This window comes from Ruegeria sp. N4 (assembly GCF_056531425.1).
In genome coordinates this window covers 50,999-69,927 of sequence record NZ_JBQFLT010000005.1, presented here as the reverse complement: position 1 = coordinate 69,927, position 18,929 = coordinate 50,999, and the positions used below count along the sequence as shown (strand labels likewise).

Annotated in this window: 21 protein-coding genes and 1 riboswitch; of the genes, 8 read left to right on the top strand and 13 right to left on the bottom strand. The window is 59.8% G+C overall.

What is annotated here, in order from left to right; all coding sequences use genetic code 11:
- Positions 1-204: 204 nt before the first annotated feature.
- Positions 205-684 (top strand): YHS domain-containing (seleno)protein, encoded by a 480-nt coding sequence (locus ACR0LW_RS09745; RefSeq protein ID WP_480882493.1) that lies wholly within the window; start codon positions 205-207, stop codon positions 682-684.
- Positions 685-706: 22 nt separating this feature from the next.
- Here the strand turns inward: ACR0LW_RS09745 and ACR0LW_RS09740 are convergent, their stop codons facing one another.
- Positions 707-1,330, bottom strand: a complete 624-nt coding sequence (locus ACR0LW_RS09740; RefSeq protein ID WP_480882492.1) for a (d)CMP kinase — start codon at positions 1,328-1,330, stop codon at positions 707-709.
- An 8-nt stretch (positions 1,331-1,338) separates the two neighbouring features.
- Positions 1,339-2,691, bottom strand: a complete 1,353-nt coding sequence (gene aroA / locus ACR0LW_RS09735; RefSeq protein ID WP_480882490.1) for a 3-phosphoshikimate 1-carboxyvinyltransferase — start codon at positions 2,689-2,691, stop codon at positions 1,339-1,341.
- A 191-nt stretch (positions 2,692-2,882) separates the two neighbouring features.
- Here aroA and ACR0LW_RS09730 point away from each other — a divergent pair, with 191 nt between their 5' ends.
- Complete coding sequence (locus ACR0LW_RS09730) at positions 2,883-3,689, top strand: hypothetical protein (RefSeq protein ID WP_480580078.1); 807 nt, start codon at positions 2,883-2,885, stop codon at positions 3,687-3,689.
- On the opposite strand, the gene trmB is transcribed toward ACR0LW_RS09730, so the two are convergent.
- The 8 genes from trmB to miaB all read right to left on the bottom strand — a co-directional run bounded on the left by trmB (position 3,686) and on the right by miaB (position 12,220).
- Positions 3,686-4,396, bottom strand: coding sequence for a tRNA (guanine(46)-N(7))-methyltransferase TrmB (gene trmB, locus ACR0LW_RS09725; RefSeq protein WP_480882488.1), 711 nt, complete (start codon positions 4,394-4,396; stop codon positions 3,686-3,688). The two genes, ACR0LW_RS09730 and trmB, sit on opposite strands and share 4 nt — an antisense overlap.
- Positions 4,397-4,561: 165 nt before the next feature.
- Positions 4,562-5,743, bottom strand: a complete 1,182-nt coding sequence (gene metK, locus ACR0LW_RS09720; RefSeq protein WP_480580071.1) for a methionine adenosyltransferase — start codon at positions 5,741-5,743, stop codon at positions 4,562-4,564.
- A 5-nt stretch (positions 5,744-5,748) separates the two neighbouring features.
- Positions 5,749-5,797, bottom strand: a riboswitch (SAM-SAH riboswitch).
- Positions 5,798-5,818: 21 nt separating this feature from the next.
- Positions 5,819-7,342, bottom strand: coding sequence for an apolipoprotein N-acyltransferase (gene lnt, locus ACR0LW_RS09715; RefSeq protein ID WP_480882486.1), 1,524 nt, complete (start codon positions 7,340-7,342; stop codon positions 5,819-5,821).
- On the bottom strand, positions 7,339-8,226 hold the full coding sequence (locus tag ACR0LW_RS09710; protein ID WP_170454429.1) for a hemolysin family protein: 888 nt from the start codon (positions 8,224-8,226) through the stop codon (positions 7,339-7,341). Before ACR0LW_RS09710 ends, lnt begins: the two co-directional genes overlap by 4 nt.
- A gap of 36 nt (positions 8,227-8,262) precedes the next feature.
- Entirely contained in the window at positions 8,263-8,757 is a 495-nt protein-coding gene (ybeY, locus tag ACR0LW_RS09705) for an rRNA maturation RNase YbeY (protein ID WP_480882485.1), read from the bottom strand.
- 35 nt (positions 8,758-8,792) lie between these two features.
- Positions 8,793-9,815, bottom strand: a complete 1,023-nt coding sequence (locus ACR0LW_RS09700) for a PhoH family protein (protein WP_170520443.1) — start codon at positions 9,813-9,815, stop codon at positions 8,793-8,795.
- A gap of 136 nt (positions 9,816-9,951) precedes the next feature.
- On the bottom strand, positions 9,952-10,698 hold the full coding sequence (locus ACR0LW_RS09695; RefSeq protein ID WP_480882483.1) for an outer membrane protein: 747 nt from the start codon (positions 10,696-10,698) through the stop codon (positions 9,952-9,954).
- A gap of 202 nt (positions 10,699-10,900) precedes the next feature.
- Positions 10,901-12,220 (bottom strand): tRNA (N6-isopentenyl adenosine(37)-C2)-methylthiotransferase MiaB, encoded by a 1,320-nt coding sequence (gene miaB, locus ACR0LW_RS09690; protein ID WP_480781443.1) that lies wholly within the window; start codon positions 12,218-12,220, stop codon positions 10,901-10,903.
- 122 nt (positions 12,221-12,342) lie between these two features.
- Here miaB and ACR0LW_RS09685 point away from each other — a divergent pair, with 122 nt between their 5' ends.
- Positions 12,343-13,206, top strand: a complete 864-nt coding sequence (locus ACR0LW_RS09685) for a glycosyltransferase family 2 protein (RefSeq protein ID WP_480580056.1) — start codon at positions 12,343-12,345, stop codon at positions 13,204-13,206.
- 70 nt (positions 13,207-13,276) lie between these two features.
- On the opposite strand, the gene ACR0LW_RS09680 is transcribed toward ACR0LW_RS09685, so the two are convergent.
- Complete coding sequence (locus ACR0LW_RS09680; RefSeq protein WP_170623837.1) at positions 13,277-14,074, bottom strand: phytanoyl-CoA dioxygenase family protein; 798 nt, start codon at positions 14,072-14,074, stop codon at positions 13,277-13,279.
- A gap of 99 nt (positions 14,075-14,173) precedes the next feature.
- Here ACR0LW_RS09680 and ACR0LW_RS09675 point away from each other — a divergent pair, with 99 nt between their 5' ends.
- Positions 14,174-15,055, top strand: a complete 882-nt coding sequence (locus ACR0LW_RS09675; protein ID WP_480882480.1) for a LysR family transcriptional regulator — start codon at positions 14,174-14,176, stop codon at positions 15,053-15,055.
- Position 15,056: 1 nt separating this feature from the next.
- On the opposite strand, the gene irrA is transcribed toward ACR0LW_RS09675, so the two are convergent.
- Positions 15,057-15,476, bottom strand: a complete 420-nt coding sequence (gene irrA, locus ACR0LW_RS09670; protein ID WP_170454458.1) for an iron response transcriptional regulator IrrA — start codon at positions 15,474-15,476, stop codon at positions 15,057-15,059.
- 211 nt (positions 15,477-15,687) lie between these two features.
- On the opposite strand from irrA, the gene fabA reads away from it, so the two are divergent.
- From fabA to ACR0LW_RS09650, 4 genes are read left to right on the top strand one after another with little or no spacing between them, the layout of a single operon-like run.
- The gene (fabA, locus tag ACR0LW_RS09665) at positions 15,688-16,197 is read left to right on the top strand and encodes a bifunctional 3-hydroxydecanoyl-ACP dehydratase/trans-2-decenoyl-ACP isomerase (RefSeq protein WP_170326986.1); all 510 of its coding nucleotides are present in this window, start codon (positions 15,688-15,690) and stop codon (positions 16,195-16,197) included.
- Between the two features lie 32 nt (positions 16,198-16,229).
- Positions 16,230-17,459: a beta-ketoacyl-ACP synthase I gene (fabB, locus tag ACR0LW_RS09660; protein ID WP_480882478.1), complete on the top strand. Its 1,230-nt coding sequence runs from the start codon at positions 16,230-16,232 to the stop codon at positions 17,457-17,459.
- A gap of 5 nt (positions 17,460-17,464) precedes the next feature.
- Positions 17,465-18,256, top strand: coding sequence for an enoyl-ACP reductase FabI (locus tag ACR0LW_RS09655; protein WP_480882476.1), 792 nt, complete (start codon positions 17,465-17,467; stop codon positions 18,254-18,256).
- A 59-nt stretch (positions 18,257-18,315) separates the two neighbouring features.
- On the top strand, positions 18,316-18,489 hold the full coding sequence (locus ACR0LW_RS09650; RefSeq protein ID WP_170454464.1) for a hypothetical protein: 174 nt from the start codon (positions 18,316-18,318) through the stop codon (positions 18,487-18,489).
- 8 nt (positions 18,490-18,497) lie between these two features.
- Here the strand turns inward: ACR0LW_RS09650 and ACR0LW_RS09645 are convergent, their stop codons facing one another.
- Positions 18,498-18,926, bottom strand: a complete 429-nt coding sequence (locus tag ACR0LW_RS09645) for an FKBP-type peptidyl-prolyl cis-trans isomerase (protein WP_170623842.1) — start codon at positions 18,924-18,926, stop codon at positions 18,498-18,500.
- Positions 18,927-18,929 lie beyond the last annotated feature (3 nt).

Below are 18,929 nucleotides of genomic sequence, written 5' to 3'. Positions count from 1 at the left end.
GTGTCCAGCCAACCATAGGCGCTGCGACAGACCCTGACCAAACAAAGCTTAGTGAACAGGATTTTATGCAAGGCCCGCAGGTTTGAACGATCTGCAAGAAACGCGGGCCTTTCTGCGATAACGCGTTCAAAACCCCGCCTCTATGTCTGTTTCACAGGCCGACACCCGGTTCGGCCCGAAACTGAAAATGAAAAGGACTACACCATGAAGAAACTTGTTTTGGCCTCTCTGATCGCAACCCTGCCGCTGGCCGCCGCACCCGCTTTTGCGGCAGATGAAATCAATGTGTCCAACGGCATCTCCGCTGCCGGAGCGCCATTGGCCGCCCACGGCGTCGACCTTGTTGCGTTGGTCAATGACGGCAACCCGGTCGAAGGTTTTGCAACCCATTCCGCCACCTATGACGGGGCGTCCTACTACTTTATCACCGCCGCAAACCGCGAAGCGTTCGAGGCCAACCCCGCCGCCTTCCTGCCGCAACATGGTGGCTTCTGCTCGTTTGGTGTTTCGGTCGGCAAGAAGTTCGACGGCGACCCGGATCAATATCTGGTCACAGATGGCAAGCTGTATCTGTTCCTGAACGCCGAAACCCGCGCCGCCTTCCTGAAAGATGTTGCTGGAACGGCAAAAACTGCTGACGATCAGTGGTCAAAGATTCAAAGCATCGCCGTGGGCGAATTGTAATCTGACCGAACTGCCCGCGTCGCTACCGTATCGCGGGCAGTTTCTGTGTTATCACCGCAAGCGCCTCGGCCAGGGCTTCGTCGATGCTCAGGTCGGACGTATCCAGAAGAACGGCATCATCCGCCGCTTTCATCGGGGCTGTGCTGCGTTCGGCGTCGCGGGCATCGCGCTCGCGCACATCCTCGAGCACCTGTGCCCGCGTCACGTCGGCCCCTTTGGCGTGAAGTTCCAGAAACCGCCGTTCCGCCCGTACCTCGGGGCTGGCAGTGATGAACAGTTTCACCTCGGCCTGTGGGCAAATCACGGTACCAATGTCACGCCCGTCCAGAACCGCACCCCCTGCCCGCCGGGCAAAGGCGCGCTGGAAATCAACCAATGCGGCTCGCACCTCGGGGATCACAGCCACTTTGGACGCGGCCTGAGCAATGTCAGCCGTGCGCAGATCGCCCTGATCCAGTTCTTCTGCCGTCAGGGACTGCGCCGCTTCCACAGCCTCCACGCCCTGCAGCGTACGGCGGCCAACCGCGCGGTACAGAAGCCCCGTATCCAGATGCGCAAACCCGAAATGCGCCGCGACGGCCTTTGATACTGTGCCCTTGCCTGCCGCAGCGGGGCCGTCAATCGCAACAGTGAAACTTTGGGTCATGGTCCGACTTACCGGTTGTTTCTGACAAGCTGCGCCCCAAGGCGCGCCATCAAAGGCTCGAAGATCGGGAACGAGGTCGCAATCGGGCCCGCATCATCGACCGTCACAGGGCTTTTGGCGCCCATCCCAAGGATCATGAATGACATGGCGATGCGGTGATCCAGAAAGCTCTCACAGGTGCCACCGCCGAGGGCTTTGCCGATGCCCAGCCCCTCGACCGACCACCAGTCGTCGCCTTCGTTCACCGTGACGCCGTTGGCCCGCAGGCCGCGCGCCATCGCGTCGATCCGATCGCTTTCCTTGACGCGCAGTTCTTTCACGCCGCCCATCATGGTGGTGCCGGTGGCGTTGGCCGCAACGACGGACAGCACCGGGTATTCGTCGATCATCGACGCCGCGCGCTCGGGCGGGACCTCGATCCCCTGCATATTCGGAGAGTATTTCGCGCGCAGATCGGCAACCGGCTCGCCGCCCTCTTCACGCTCATTCTCATAGGTCAGGTCCGCACCCATTTCGCGCAGCGTGGTGAACAGGCCCGCGCGGGTCGGGTTCAGACCGATACCCGGAACCAGCACGTCCGAACCGGGCGTGATCAGCGCCGCGCAGACCGGGAAGGCCGCGCTGGAGGGGTCACGCGGCACGGCAATGACCTGCGGTTTCAACTCGGGACGACCGGTCAGGGTGATGACCCGCCCCTCATCGGTGTCCTCAACCGTGATTTCAGCCCCGAAGCCCGCCAGCATCCGTTCGGAATGGTCGCGCGTGGCCTCTTGCTCGATCACCACGGTCTTGCCGGGCGCGTTCAGACCGGCCAACAGAACAGCTGACTTCACCTGCGCCGAAGGCACAGGAACCTCATAGCGCACCGGCACAGGCTCTGCCGCACCCACAATAGTCATCGGCAAACGCCCACCCGAGCGGCCCACCGATTGCGCCCCGAACAGCGCCAGAGGATCCGTAACCCGCGCCATCGGGCGTTTATTCAGGCTGGCATCGCCGGTGAATGTCGCCGTGATCGGACAGGTTGCCATCGCGCCCATGATCAGCCGCACGCCGGTGCCCGAGTTGCCGCAGTCGATCACCTGATCGGGTTCAGCAAAACCGCCGACGCCCACGCCATGAACGGTCCATTCGCCACCGCCATGATCCGTCACCTCGGCCCCGAAGGCGCGCATGGCCTTGGCGGTGTCCAGAACGTCCTCACCCTCCAGAAGGCCCGAGATCTTTGTCTCACCAACCGCCATCGCGCCCAAAATCAAGGACCGGTGCGAGATCGACTTGTCGCCGGGGACTTCGGCAGTACCGGTCAGCGGACCGCAGGGATGCGAAGTCATCGGAATGGGCGTACCGTGTCCGGACATGGGGGCTCCTTTTGCGCTATCAGTGCCCAAGCCGCTTAGCGAATTGGGACCGGTTGGTCCAGCGTCAAAGGTCCCGCAAAACGCCGCTTTGGTCCGGCGAACGGCTAATTCTGTGAGAAACGCCGCTTCGGTGCTACAATACCGCCATTCGATTTGATTGATTTTTGAACCTGACATTGAAGGAACACGCCATGGCCGACGCCTTACCCCTGATGGCCCGAGGGCCCCGAGACCTGTTTCACCCCAAAGATCCACTGCGCCCTGAAAGCAAGATTGAACAAAGGCTGGCTTTCCTTGTCGGCCTCGTTGCCTTCGGCCTGCCGTTGATTCTGGCTGGCGGGGCAGTCTTTGGCGGCAGCTGCTTTCGCGACAGTATCAGCCATTTTTACTATGCCCAGTTTCTGGGGGCGATCTTTGTCGGGTTGCTTTATTTCGTTGGTGGATTCCTGATCGCCTATACAGGTGATACATTCTTTGAGGACACGCTGAGCAGCGTCGCCGGGTTCGGCGCTTTTATCGTTGCCTCAGTCCCCACATTAGACAGCGGCTGCGAAAGCCATCAGACATTCCTGTCGCGCGTCTTTGTCGAGGTTAAGAACGCCCCGCCCATCAAGGTCGGACAGGCACCGGATCAAGGCTTTTTCAACCTGTTCAGCACCGCCAGCAACTGGCACATGATCGCCGCAGGCATTCTGTTCGTCTATCTGGGTCTCTACTGCCTGATCGTGCTGAAACGGGTCATCCCGCAACGGCACGAGAAGGACGGCGTGATGATCGACAGCAAGCGGCGGCGCAACAAGCTTTACAGCATTTGCGGATTGACCATTCTGGCCTGCGTCGCGGTGCTGGCGATCAAAGGCGAAATCGGCGGGCCGGGTTTCCTTAAATGGTGGAACAGCCTGAACCTGACCTTCATTGTCGAGGCCATCGCCTTATGGGCCTTTGGGATCGCATGGTTTGCCAAAGGGCGTGCATTCCCTGCGCTGAACGACAGCTAACCCAGTCGACGGAACGTCAGATAGTGGGGCGTACGCCCTTCGCGCAGCGCCTTCTGTTCGTACCGGGTGGAAATCCAGTCGTCCCACGGCTCGCGCCAGTCCGAGGGGCGCTCGGCCAGCCATTCGAACCCTGCGCGGGGGACTTCCTCAAGCGTCTGGCGAACATAATCGGGAATGTCGGTCGCAACCCGGAAGATCGACCCCGACTTCAGGGCGCGGGCCAGAGGTTCCAGATGCTCGGGCGTGACAAAGCGGCGGCGGTGATGCCGGGTTTTGGGCCAGGGGTCGGGATACAGCAGGAAGGCGCGTGAGATACTCGCCTCAGGCAAAACGTCGAACAGGTCGCGGGCATCGCCGGGATGTACGGCCAGGTTTTCAACCCCGGCCTTACGGATCTTGCCCAGCAACATGGCGACGCCGTTGATATAGGGTTCGGCCCCGATGATCCCGATATCCGGATTGCTCGCGGCCTGATGCACCAGATGCTCACCGCCGCCAAAGCCGACCTCAAGCCAGACATCCTTGCCACCGAACAGGGTATTCAGGTCCAGAGGGTGGCGTTCAGGATTGCTTTCCCAATCCACCGCGCCGGGCGACAGGGCGTCGAGGTCTTCGTTCAGATACGTCTTCTGGCTCTGCTTCAGGGTCTTCCCCTTGAAGCGGCCATAGAAGTTTCTGCGGGGGCGTTGGGGGGTCTCGGTGCTCATGGCGGTCGCCTTACTGTGACAACTCACGAGTGGCAAGAGGCAGAGGTGGGGGCAAGCCCGTCGCCCTTGGTTTCTCGGACCAATGGCGCAACCGATAGCGACCGCCGAGATATTTCAAAAAAAGAAGAGCGCGCCCGTCAGGGCGCACCTTTTGATAGCAGAAAGTCAGACCGCCGCTTTCAACGCATCCGTCAGGTCGGTCCGTTCCCAGCTGAAACCGCCATCAGCATCAGGTGTGCGCCCGAAATGGCCATAGGCTGCGGTACGCTGGTAGATCGGCTTGTTCAGTTGCAGATGCTGGCGAATACCGCGTGGGGTCAGGTCCATGACCTGCCCAACGGCCTGCTCGATCTCGGCATCCGAGATTTCCCCTGTACCATGCGTGTCCGCGTAGATCGACAACGGCTTGGAAACGCCAATCGCATAGCTGAGCTGAATAGTGCAGCGTTCGGCCATACCCGCGGCAACCACGTTCTTCGCCAGATAACGGGCCGCATATGCAGCCGAGCGGTCCACTTTGGTCGGGTCTTTGCCCGAGAACGCGCCGCCGCCATGCGGGGCCGCGCCGCCATAGGTATCCACGATGATCTTGCGCCCGGTCAGACCGGCATCGCCATCGGGGCCGCCGATCACGAACTTACCCGTGGGGTTCACGTGCCATTCGGTTTCGTTGTTCAACCACCCTTCGGGCAGAGTTTCACGAATGTAAGGCTCAACAATGGCGCGGATGTCGGCAGAGCTTAGCGCCTCGTCCAGATGCTGGGTCGACAGCACGATCGAGCTGACGCCAACCGGTTTACCGTCGCGATACACAACCGACAGCTGCGATTTGGCGTCAGGGCCCAGGGCGGGCTCGGACCCGTTTTTGCGCACCTCGGCCAGACGCCGCAGGATCGCATGGGAATACTGGATCGGCGCGGGCATAAGCGCGGGCGTCTCGGTCGTTGCGTAACCGAACATGATGCCCTGATCACCAGCACCTTCGTCTTTATCGCCCGAGGCATCCACGCCCTGCGCGATATGGGCCGATTGTTCATGCAGCAGGTTCGTCACCTCGACCGTCTCGTGGTGGAACTTGTCCTGCTCGTAGCCGATATCCTTGATACAGGCGCGTGCGATCTCGTCGATGCGGCCCATATAGTCGTGCAGCTTTTCCTGATCAGACAGGCCTACTTCGCCACCAATCACGACACGATCAGTGGTCGCAAAGGTTTCGCACGCCACGCGTGCTTCGGGTTCTTCATTCAGAAATGCGTCAAGGACGGCATCCGAGATCCGGTCGCAAACCTTATCCGGGTGCCCTTCGGAAACCGATTCCGAAGTAAATGTATAGTTCTGTCTGGACATAAAAGTGCTCCATTAAGATTTCTCTGTCACGCCAGGAAGCCGTTGTGACAGGCTTTTGCGGGGATACGCGCCTTGTTAAACCGGGTCAATCGGTAATTCAGATCGCCCCCTGCGGGCAAAGGCCAAGACACCGGAAAAAAGCAACAATAGCGCGACAAAGACAGCTTTATCCCCGATTTGGGAATAAATGGTCCGAGCCTGCGGTTGTGGCAAAACGGCATCGACATAGCCCGCCTCACCCAAGGGCAAGGACGCGGTAACCCGGCCCAGCGGATCGATCATTGCCGACACTCCGGTATTGGCGGCGCGCATCAGGGGCAGGCCTTGTTCAATGGCGCGCATACGAGCCTGCACCAAATGCTGGTAGGGGCCGGACCGGGTGCCGAACCACGCATCATTGGTGATCTGCAACAGGAAATCCGCCCGCCCCGGCGCGTCGTTGACGTCCTGCGGGAACACGGCCTCGTAACAGATCAGCGGCACGGCACGGCCCAAGGCGCCAATGTCTAACAGTTCTGGCCCCGGACCGGCGCTGAAGCCGTGGCCCGTCGTTGCAGCCAGACCGTGAATGCCGAACTGGCCGAGCAGATCGCCAAACGGGATGTATTCCCCAAACGGGGCAAGATGGTGCTTGTCATAGAGCCCTGTCCGCGCGCCGACCTCATCGAGATAGATCATCGAGTTATAGATCCGCGGGCCGTCTCCGCGCTGAATGCCCAGCACGACGGGCGTGCCCTGCGCCGCATCGGCAATGGCTTCGAGATATGGATCGGCGCTGCTGAGCCATGCGGGAACCGCGGTTTCCGGCCAGACAATCAGATCGGGCCGCGGCTCGGCCGCGGTGAACTCGATCTGCCGCAGGAAGAACAGGGGCGCGTAAGCCGGGTCCCATTTTTGGTGCTGAGGCGCGTTTGGCTGGACCAGCCGCACTGTGTTTTCGGTGTTCAGAACAGATGGCCTTGAACCGGCATAGCCCAGTGTCAACGCAACGCTTGCCACAACAAAAACGGCGGGCACAAGAAACCCACGCCCGGTTCGCTGGCCCGTCAGCGCCGCACCAAAAGGTAGCGTCACCATCAGCATCAGCGCCCCTAGACCGTAAGGCCCAATCAAGGACAAAAGCTGCGCTGCAGGCGTATCGATCCAGACCTGAGCCAACCCAGCCCAAGGAAATCCGGTCAGCACATATCCCCGCGCAAACTCGGCAAGCGACAGGGCCAAAGCCAACAACAGGGCCTGACGCATTGCGATCCCGCGCCCGTGCGAGACCCAGAACGCCGCCGCCCAAAACAGCGCCAACCCACCCGCCATGAAGACAAGAGCGAATGGGGCCATCCAGGCGTGGCGTTCTGCATCCACCTGAAACGGCTCGATAATCCAGCTTAGCGCATGGGCGAAATATCCGGTCGCAAAAGCCCAGCCCAACCAAGCCGCACGAGCGCGGGTTTCAGATGCCAGAAACAGCGGCGCGATTAGCACAAAAGCCAGCAGAGTGGCGACCCAGTACCCGAAAGGGGCCAGACCAAATGCGCCCAGCGCCCCTAACGCGGCGGCTGCAACAAACCTCAGGCTGAAGGGCCAGCCCCGGACAGGGGTCATGCAGTCACGTCCGGCAGCATGACACGCAGGCGTTTGATGCGCCGGGGATCGGCGTCCAGAACCTCGAACTCGGGGCCTTCTGGGTGCAGGACAACCTCGCCCCGTGCAGGCACGCGACCCGACAGCAGGAACACAAGACCGCCCAAAGTGTCGATTTCTTCCTCGTCCACATCCTCGTGGCTGGTCAGGGACCGGCCGATCTCGGCCTCGAAATCCTCAAGCGGCACGCGGGCCTGAACGATGTAGCAGCCGGGTTTTTCCTGAACCCATAGCTGATCTTCGTCGGCATCATGCTCGTCGGCAATCTCACCCACGACCTGTTCGATCAGATCCTCGATGGTGACCAGACCATCGACGCCGCCATATTCATCGATCACAAGCGCCATGTGTCGGCGTTCGGTTTGCATCTTGGTCATCAGCACACCGATCGGCATCGACGGCGGCACAAACAGCAAGGTGCGCAGCATTGACACCAGATCGAACTCGGCCGATCCGCCGTTGAACCCATGCGTCAGCGCGAAATCCTTGAGGTGAACAAACCCAAGCGGCGTGTCCAACGTTCCTTCATAGACCGGTATGCGTGACAGGCCGCTTTCGCGGAACAGCTGCGCCAACTCGTCCTTGGTGGTTGTCGACGGAACCGAGATGATCTCGGCCGTGGGGATCGCAACATCTTCGACCCGCATCCGGCGCAGGTTGATCATGCCTCGGGGCTGATGGGCCGCGACCTGCTGGCCGTTGACAGAACTTTCCTGATCTTCGTCCTGACCGGTAAACGCGTCAAAAATCCGAGAAAAGAAACCGCTTCTCTCAGCTATTTCCGTGGTGCTGTCCTGTGGTTGCGCGCTGTGCGCCGCCCTAGAACTGCCGTCTGTGTCGCCCATTTTCCTGTTCCAATTGTCCGGGTGAAAGTACCCGCTTCATCCATTATATGGGTTATCGATACCCAGTTTGCCAAGTATCTCGACCTCAACAGCCTCCATCAAGGTGGCATCCGGGTCACGAATGTGATCATAGCCCAGCAAATGCAACATTCCGTGAATGATCAGATGTGTCACGTGATCATCTGCGGATTTCCCCGCCTCGGCAGCCTCGCGCGCGCAGGTGTCATATGAGATCGCGATGTCACCCAACGCGATTTCGCCAGTGAAATCCGGCTCGGGCCGGTCGGGTTTGCCGCCCGGCTCCTCGGCGGCAAGATCCTCGGCAGGCCAACTGAGCACATTCGTGGGCGTGGGTTTGCCCCGGAACTCAGCGTTGAGCTGGGCGATGCGGTCGTCATCGCAGCCCAGAACGCTGATCTCGCAGATTTCGGCGTCCAACGCGCAATGGTCCAGACCCGTCGCAATGGCTGGCTTGACCAACGCCTCCAGCCCCTGCCAACGTGGATCTTCGATTGTTATTTCCAGGTTCATGTTGTCAGCCCAAAGCCCCGTCTTGGGGCCATGGATCAACCTGTCTCACGGCCCGCATCGGCCTCATACGCTTCGATAATGGCGGCGACAAGCGGGTGGCGCACCACATCCTTGGACGTGAAGTAGTTGAAACTGATATTCGGAATGGTCTTCAGCAGCCGTTCGGCATCGGCCAGCCCCGATTGCACGCCGCGCGGCAGATCGACCTGCGACCGGTCGCCGGTGATGACCATGCGGCTGCCCTCGCCCAATCGCGTCAGGAACATCTTCATCTGCATGGTCGTGGCGTTCTGCGCCTCATCCAGCACCACAAACGCATTGGCCAGCGTGCGACCGCGCATGAACGCCAGCGGAGCGATCTCGATTCGCTTTTCCTCGATCAGTTTCGCCAGCTGCTTGCCCGGCAGGAAGTCGTTCAGCGCGTCATAAAGCGGCTGCATATAGGGATCGACCTTGTCCTTCATATCGCCGGGCAGATAGCCCAGCTTTTCGCCCGCCTCGACGGCAGGACGGCTAAGGATGATGCGATCCACGTGTCCCCCAAGGAACATCGACACGCCAACGGCCACGGCCAGATAGGTCTTGCCGGTCCCCGCCGGCCCGATGCCAAAGGCCAATTCGTTGTTGAACAGCGATTGCACATAGGCTTTTTGCGCATCCGTACGCGGCTCGACCAGTTTCTTGCGCGTCTTGATCTCAACCGCGCCGCCCTTGAACATCTCAAGCTGATCGCCGTCGCGACTGCCCGTGCCCTGTTCGGAATTGCCCATGCGCAATTCGCGGTCCACATCGGCGGCTTCGACGTCGCGGCCACCCTCCAGACGGGCATAAAGCGACTGCAAAACCTCAATCGCCTGCTTCTGAGCATCCTCTTCGCCCATCACAACCAACTGGTTGCCACGGCGCACGATCTGCACGGACAGCTTGTGTTCGATGTCGGTCAGATTGCGGTCATATTCGCCGCAAAGATCAATCAACAAACGGTTATCGGGAAACTCTACAAACGCCTCGCGCTGGGGCATTTCATCTTGCGGTGGGGTCAGGGCACCGATGGCCAATCCGTTCTCCTGTCTTGGCGTTTCACCCCGAGCGTAGACAACAAATCTTGGTGGGCGCAAGCCACAGATTCAAAAATTCCGATTCGGATGACAAAACCGCCAACCGGCCAGCACGAAAGGACATCAAGGACCCGTGTCAGAACGTGTAGTTGAGGCCAAATTTCAGCCCCTGATATCCGGGCGTGGATTTGGTGGAAAAGTCGGATCCGAGATCCACATCGCGCGAGTCGAAGCGGATATATTCATACTCTCCGGTGATCGACCAATTGTCGTTCAACTTATGCTCGGCCCCGATACTGGCCGAGAATCCTCCACGGCGGTCCGAGTCTTCAAACGACTGGCTGGCGAATTCGGACGAGATACTGCTGGTGGTTTCGATATCGCCCCAGACATATCCAACGCTCACGAAATACAGGATACGTCCGCTTTTGTTGGTCAGGCCATTTCGCAGGCGCACGGACAGCACGTTCGAAATCTCGGTTCCGCCGCGCACCGTATCGCTGCCGATCTGCGTTGAGACAGTGTCATCCAACGAACCGAAATTGTAGCCAACCTCGAACCCATAGACATAGTCTCGACCCAGGCTTGTCGGGACAACGCCCCGCCAACCGCCGCGGATTTCACCGTAAGATCCGCTAACGTCCTGTTCGCCAATCGCAAAAACATCGGTACTGGTCCTCAGGCCAAAGCGATCATCGCCGCCCGATCCGTATCCTGCCCCCAATCCAAGGTAGAACGCTTGGACATCGCTGCTGTAACGCAACGGGCTGACCACATCCGGTTCGGTGATATCCCCGATCACATCCCCCGCCATGGTCGCACTGGCCAGAATGGTCACGACCGAGGCCACCGGCAAAACACGCCACGGACCCGGTATTTTCAATGCCCTAAGAACTTCCACTCGTACCCTCCATCACACGTCGACAAGGCCTGTGATTCGACGCCCAACGACAATTGAAAGACGCTTCCATATTCGTCTGTCAAAAATCTGACCTTCGTCGGAACATAGTTCCAAGCAATAAATCAAGGGTAAATTTTGGAAACAAACACCACAATTGGCTCTTCATCGACGGATAATCGTCAACCTAAAGCAGTTCACCCGCCAGCGAATTTGCCCCCGATTCGGTGATGCGAACGTCGCGCAGGTCTCCAACCGCTATTTCGGGGCCCTTGACGTGAACCGAATGCAGATACTCGGATTTACCCACCATCTGCCCATCAAGACGCCCGGATTTTTCGAACAGAACACGCACCGTTTGGCCCACCATCGCATCCTGAATTTCGCGCTGATGGCGCGTGATCAAGGCCTGCAAGCGCTGTAAACGATCATCGGCCGCATCCGGGTCTACCTGCGCCCGCTCTGCCGCCGGAGTACCCGGTCGGGTCGAGTATTTGAACGAATAGGCATAGCCGTATTTGACCTGTTCAACCAAATCCAGCGTCGCCTGAAAATCCTCTTCGGTTTCTTCCGGGAATCCGACGATGAAGTCACCCGACATCACGATATCGGGACGCGCCGCCCGGATACGCTCGATCAGGCGCAGATAGCTTTCGGCCGTGTGGCTGCGGTTCATCCGTTTCAATATCCGGTCCGAGCCCGACTGAACCGGCAAATGCAGATACGGCATCAGTTTCTCGCAGGTGCCATGCGCCTCGATCAGATCATCCGCCATGTCATTGGGGTGCGAGGTGGTAAAGCGGATACGCTCCAGCCCATCAACCTTGTTCAACGCCCAGATCAGACCGGCCAGCGTCATGTCGCCATTTTGGCCCGCCCCGTGATAGGCGTTGACGTTTTGACCCAGCAGGGTGATTTCGCGGACCCCACGTTCCACCAGATCCTGCGCTTCGCGGATGATACGATCCGCCGGGCGGCTGACCTCGGCCCCGCGGGTATAGGGCACGACGCAAAAGGCACAGAACTTGTCGCAGCCTTCCTGCACTGTCAAAAACGCCGTCGGGCCGCGCTTGGCCTTGGGGCGGTTCTTCAGCTTCTCGAACTTGTCCTCTTCGGGGAAATCCGTGTCCAGCGCCTTGGCCCCGGTACGCGTCTTGGCCTCCATCTCGGGCAAGCGGTGATAGCTTTGCGGGCCAACCACCAGATCGACCAACGGTTGACGGCGTATGATCTCTTCGCCCTCGGCCTGCGCCACGCACCCGGCAACGCCAATTTTCAGATCGGGTTTCTCGGCCTTCAGCCCCTTGAACCGACCCAGTTCGGAATACACCTTCTCGGCCGCCTTTTCCCGGATGTGACAGGTGTTCAGCAGAATCATATCCGCATCGTCCGCCGACTTGGTCTCGACATAACCCTGCCCGCCCAGCGTCTCGGCCATGCGCTCGCTGTCATAGACGTTCATCTGACAGCCATAGGTCTTGATAAACAGCTTTTTCGGTTCGGACATGGATCGGGCCTTTGCAGTCGCTGGATCGGCGTCATCTATATGCTTCGAACGCCGCTTGCAATGCGGGCGCAATTACCCGAATTTGGCGGAACTTTCCAGCAAGGCGCGAACGAAAACAGGCGATGCAGTACGAATCCCTCGATACCTTCCTGAAATCGGGTCAGACCGCTCTGCGCAAAGGTCCCGTCGCGCTTGTCTTTGCCGAGGATGAGGTCGAGGTCGAAAGCACGCTGCACCACCACCTGAGCCTCGGGTTCAAATCCGTGATCGCCTTCATGCCCGCCGAGTTCGATCTGAGCGCGGCCATCAGCGAACAAGTGCATCGCGTGACATTGAAATGCGCCCCGGGGTCCGTTGTCTTCGACACAGTCAACCGCATCACAAAGGCCGCGCCGGGTATCTGGCTGTATTACTGCTACAATGCCGAGTACCTGTTCTACCCGTTCTGCGAAACGCGCAGCGTGGGCGAGATGCTGGCCTTCCATACCGAGGAACGCCGCGCGTCGATGCTATGCCATGTGATCGACCTGTACGCGGATGATCTGACGCAATTCCCCAATGGCGTCGCCCCGAACAGCGCCATGCTCGACAGCACCGGTTACTATGCCCACACTCGCCACGACGCCACGGGGCAACCGCTCGACCGTCAACTCGACATGTCCGGCGGTCTGCGTTGGCGGTTCGAGGACCATATCCCCTATGAACGACGCCGCATCGACAGAATCGCCCTGTTCAAGACCGAAAAAGAGCTAACGCTTCAACCGGACCACACATTCAACCAGCCCGAATACAACACCTATTCCTGCCCCTGGCATCACAACCTGACGACTGCGATCTGCTCGTTCCGCGCTGCAAAAGCCCTGAAAAGCAATGCGGGCTCCACCTTCGACATCCCCAGCTTCCGCTGGCGCAACTCGGTTCCGTTCCAATGGCGGTCAGATCAGTTGATGGAGCTGGGTCTGATGGAGCCCGGCCAGTGGTTCTGATCCGCTCTTCATCTGGCCAAAAATATCCCGGGGGAGCCGCGGCTTGCCGCGGCGGGGGCAGAGCCCCCTATCAGCGTTGCAGCAAGACCGGGAACCAATCCTCGCGCAGGCGCTGACCCGGAACCATGTCATGCCCCGGAAATGGCGGTGAGGTCCGGCCCGGACGGTCCACATACCGCGCGTCATCCCCAACCAACCGCAATGAGAACGCCCTGCGGCGGCTGTCCGAATGATTGCCACGCGCACCGTGCAGCGTGCGGTAGTTGAAGGCCACGGCGTCGCCCGGCTCCATCTCAAACTCAACAACCTTCATGCCCTCGGCATCCGGATCGGGAACGGGAATGTACTGGCCTTCATCCGGAAAGAACCCCTCTTCACTGACCCAGCGGGTCGGCAGAACTTCTTTCTCCCAGCGATGCGATCCGGCAACGCAACGCAATGTGGCCTGTTTCACCGGGTCCAGCGGTGACCAGAAGCTGATGGTCTGCTGCCCTTCGACAAAGTAATACGGCCCGTCCTGATGCCAGGGCGTCGCCATCGAGGTGCCGGGCTCTTTGACCAGCACATGATCGTGGAACATCTGCACGCTGTTCGACTGCATCAGATCAGCCGCCACTTCGGCCGCCGGAGAATTCTCAATCACCTCGCGAAACTGCGGAATTCGGGTCCAGTTGCAGTAATCGTCAAAGAACAGGCCAGTTTGACCTTCTTTCCTGTTCTCCGAGGCATAGGGCCCAGGCTCTGCCATGTTCGCCGCCACGCCGTCGCGCAATTGATCCACGTGATCGGCAAACAGCCCTTTTATCAGGACAACGCCGTCGGTCTGATAAGTGTCGATCATCTCTTTGGATACGAGGGGATGTGGCATGGCGACCTCCTTGATGTTTGCATCGGTTAAATGCCAACCATGCCTTCTGTTCAAATCATATCTTTGGAAGTTATAAATAACCTGATGTTATATATTTCCTTGCGCCAGTACGAATATGTCTGCGCCATCGGGCGTCATGGCAGCCTGTCTGCGGCGGCTCAGGCCCTCAATGTCTCGCAACCGGCGCTGTCCACTGCGCTGACGCGGGTCGAATCGCATCTTGGCTATCCTCTGTTCACCCGCAGGCGCGGGGCGGCCATGGCTTTGACGCCGCAGGGCCGCCGGTTCATCGAACAGGCACAAGGGCTGGTAAGCGCGGCGGCGGCGATCGAAGGCCCCTCGCCCGTGTCGCAGGGCTCATCCCAGTTGAAGTTGGGCTGTTTCGTCGATCTTGCCCCCTTCCATCTGGCCTCGGCGTTGCAGGCCCTGAAGGCGGTCATGCCGGATGTTTCTGTGTCCTACCGGGTTGAAAGCTTCGAGGGATTGCAGGACTGCCTCATCGACGGACAGATCGACATTGCCATCACCTATGATCCGGGCATGGATGCGGGTTTCGTCCGGCAAAAGCTGTTCGACTCTGTGCCTTGCGCCCTTGTCCCACCGGATCATCCCCTGGCGTCGGCTGGGACTGTGTCGCTGGCAAGGTTGGCAAACGACCCCCTTATTCTGTCCAAGGAAGGCCTGTCCGCGCAGCATGTGCTGACCCTGTTCCGGCAAAACGGGCTGCACCCAACGGTCGCGCACAGGGCCGCAACGCTCGAGATTCAACGCAGCCTTGCCGCACATGGCGAGGGGATCGCGATCAGCTATGCCAGCCCTTCGAATGCGCTTAGCTACGACGCCAAGCCCTTGGTCAGCCTTCCGATTACAGACAAAGACGCGCCCGAGGCTGTCGTGTCGGCCCGGCACGGGACAGGACCGGTCGATGCAACAGTCGCTCTGGCCGAGCAAACCCTGCTGGACAGACTAACAGCGTTTTAGGTCACTGCTTTTTGCGCAAGCGGATAACCACGTCGACCGAGGCGATCTCGACCCCTTCCGGGGCTTCGGGCAGGCGTTGAATGACCAGTTGCTCTGATGGCGCATCGCTCAGGCGGCCCTCGTCTTCCCAGAAGAAATGCGGGTGGTCATGCGTGTTGGTGTCGAAATAGCTTTTCGATCCGTCCACCGTGATTTCCTGCAAAACACCGGCGTCGCAAAACGCACGCAGGGTGTTGTAGACCGTCGCCAGCGACACTGCGTCGCCATTGGACTTGGCCGAGTCAAACAGGCTTTCGGCTGTCACGTGACGATGACGCCCGTCCCCAACCAGCAATTCGGCCAATGCCACACGCTGACGCGTCGGGCGCAAACCCGCGCCTTCCAACCAATTTGTCGCTATGTTCCGGCTCTGAGGTGTCATAAATCCGATACCCGTTCTTGCTGGTTATATATATAGGGTCGCTTGGTCAGGAATTTCAAATGAAATTCATTCGCAAAAACCTTGCGGGTGCAGGGAAAAGAGTGTCGCTGGAACACCATGACGTGGCCTGCCGCTCTTGCAGGACCTTGCATACGGGTGTTAGACGAGGCCAGATATAACGAACTGACCCCTGGCAGGAGAGGCGGCAAGAATGGCCCAATTCCCGAGCAGCTTTGACAAAGACGATCTGCTGAAATGCGCCCGAGGCGAGCTTTTTGGCCCCGGCAACGCGCAATTGCCCGCCCCGCCGATGCTGATGATGGACCGGATCACCGATATTTCGGCAGACGGGGGTGCGCATGGCAAAGGCCATGTTCTGGCAGAGTTCGACATTACGCCAGACCTTTGGTTCTTTGACTGTCACTTCCCCGGCAACCCGATCATGCCCGGCTGCCTTGGTCTGGACGGCTTGTGGCAACTGACCGGCTTCAACCTGGGCTGGCGCGGCTGGCAGGGGCGCGGCATGGCGGTCGGTGTGGGCGAGGTCAAGCTGACCGGAATGGTGCGCCCGGACCGCAAGATGCTGACATACAAAATTGATTTCAAAAAGGCGATCCAGACCCGCCGCCTGACTATGGGCGTCGCGGATGGTATCGTCGAAGCGGACGGTGAAATGATTTACGACGTCAAAGACATGAAAGTCGTTCTGTCCGAAGCCTGAGCCTGACCGGCCCGAATGTAAGGAGCACGCACATGCGTCGAGTAGTTGTCACCGGTCTGGGGATCGTCTCCTCTATCGGCAACAATGCCCAAGAGGTTCTGGCCTCGCTGAAAGCTGGCAAACCCGGCATCGAAGCCAACGAACAGATGGTCGAACACGGCTTTCGCAGCCAGATCGCCGGAACGCTGAAGATCGACGTGGCCGAGCATGTGGACAAGCGCACCCTGCGGTTCATGGGCCCCGGCGCAGCCTATGCCCATATCGCCATGAGCCAGGCGATTGCCGATTCCGGGTTGGGCGAAGACCAGGTGGTCAACCCGCGCACGGGTCTAGTAGCCGGTTCCGGCGGGCCATCCACAAGCGCCATGCTGACGGCGCATCAGACGGTTCTGAAAACCGGCGCAACCAAGCGGATCGGGCCCTTTGCGGTTCCCAAATGCATGTGTTCGACGATTTCCGCCAACCTCGCGACCGCGTTCAAGATCAAGGGTATCAACTACTCGATCACCTCGGCCTGCTCGACGTCGCTGCACTGCATTGGCAACGCGGCGGAACAGATCATGCTGGGCAAGCAGGACGTAATGTTCGCAGGCGGTGGCGAAGAACTGGACTGGACCCTGTCCTGCCTGTTCGACGCGATGGGCGCGATGTCGTCGAAATACAATGACACGCCCAAAAAAGCCTCGCGCGCGTTTGATGAACACCGCGACGGATTCGTGATCTCGGGCGGCGGCGGCATCGTCGTGCTGGAAGAGCTGGAACATGCGCTGGCGCGCGGTGCCAAGATCTATGCCGAGGTCACGGGCTATGCCGCCACCTCGGACGGTCACGACATGGTGGCCCCATCCGGTGAAGGCGGTGAACGCGCCATGCGACTGGCGCTGGATACGCTGCCCGAGGGCCGCAAGGTGGGCTACATCAACGCGCACGGCACCTCGACCCCGGTCGGTGACGTGGGTGAGGTCGAAGCCGTCCGCCGCATCTTTGGCGAAGGCAACGTGCCGCCGATTTCCTCGACCAAGTCGATGACCGGCCACGCGCAGGGCGCGGCTGGCGCGCTTGAGGCGATCTTCTGCCTGCTGATGCTGGACAACGACTTTATTACTCCGTCGATCAATGTCGACACACTTGCCGAAGGCATCCTGCCCGGTGAAATTGCAACGAAAACAGTTGAAAACGCAGGACTGGACAGTGTCATGACCAACAGCTTCGGCTTTGGCGGCACCAACGGATCCATGATTCTGTCAAAGTATAACGGGTGAATGTGATGTCGGAACTTCTAAAGGGTAAGCGCGGCCTGATCATGGGCGTCGCCAATGACCGCTCGATTGCGTGGGGCATCGCCAAGGCCATGCACGAAGCAGGCGCAGAGCTGGCATTCACCTATCAGGGCGAGGCATTCGGCAAGCGGTTGGCGCCGCTGGCCCAAAGTCTTGGCAGCGATTTCATGGTGGATGCGGATGTCACCGATGACGCCTCGCTGGATCGTGCCTTCGCAGAATTGGCCGCGCGTTGGCCCACGATTGATTTTCTGGTTCACGCAATTGCCTATTCCGACAAGTCGGAACTGGCGGGCCGGTTCCTGGACACCACACGGGCGAACTTCAAGCACTCGATGGACGTTTCGGCTTATTCCTTTGTCGAAGTCGCACGCCGCGCCTATCCGATGATGAAGGACAATGGCGGCTCGCTGCTGACACTGACTTACCAGGGGTCGAACCGGGTTGTTCCAAACTACAACGTCATGGGCGTCGCCAAGGCCGCGCTGGAGTCGGCAACGCGCTATCTGGCCAATGATCTGGGCCCCGAAGGCATCCGCGTGAACGCCATTTCACCCGGCCCGATGAAAACGCTGGCGGGGGCGGCCATAGGCGGCGCGCGCAAGACCTACAAGTTCTGCGACCAGAACGCACCGATGCGTTCGAACGCCACGCTGGAGGCTGTTGGCGGGACAGCGGTTTACCTGACGTCGGACGCAGGTGCCTGCACATCGGGCGAGATTATCCGCGTCGATGGCGGTTTTCACGTGCTCGGAATGCCACAGCCCGATTTCATGTGACCATATCTTTCCCTGCCGCCGCCAAGATTTAACCATCTTTCAGCGGCAGGGATTGCAGCATGAGCAAATTTGACCAGATCATCGCAAGCAATGCCCGGACGGCCCGACGCAAATCGGGCTTCCTGAGCCAACGCGCCCGCGTGCTGTTGCTGACCCTGACCACTCTGCTGGTGCTGTTCGTGTTCTTTACGCAGCCGCAGGTGCGCGGCGCGATCGAAGCCCTACTGGGATAGCCCCACGATCAGTTGACCGAGACGACCTCGATCTCGAAGATCAGGTCCTGCCCGGCCAATGGATGGTTGGCATCCAGCGTCACGGTCGCCTCATTCGCCTCGACCACCATAACCGGCAGCGCCTGACCGTCAGGGGTTTGCATCTGCAACTGCGTACCGGGTTCAAGCGGAATGTCATCCGGAATGCCTTCCCGAGGAATAACCTGCCGCATCGCCGGGTTGATCGGGCCATAAGCGTCAACGCAGGCAATCTCGACCCGTTTTTTGTCCCCGACCGCCAGCCCCGGCATGGCGCTGTCCAGACCGGGGATGATCTGGCCCGAACCCACGACAAATTCCAGCGGATCGCGCCCGTCCGAGCTGTCAAAGACGTTTCCGTCCAGCAGCGTCCCGGTGTAGTGGATGCGAACCGTGTCGCCTTGTTTGATGTCGGTCATTGG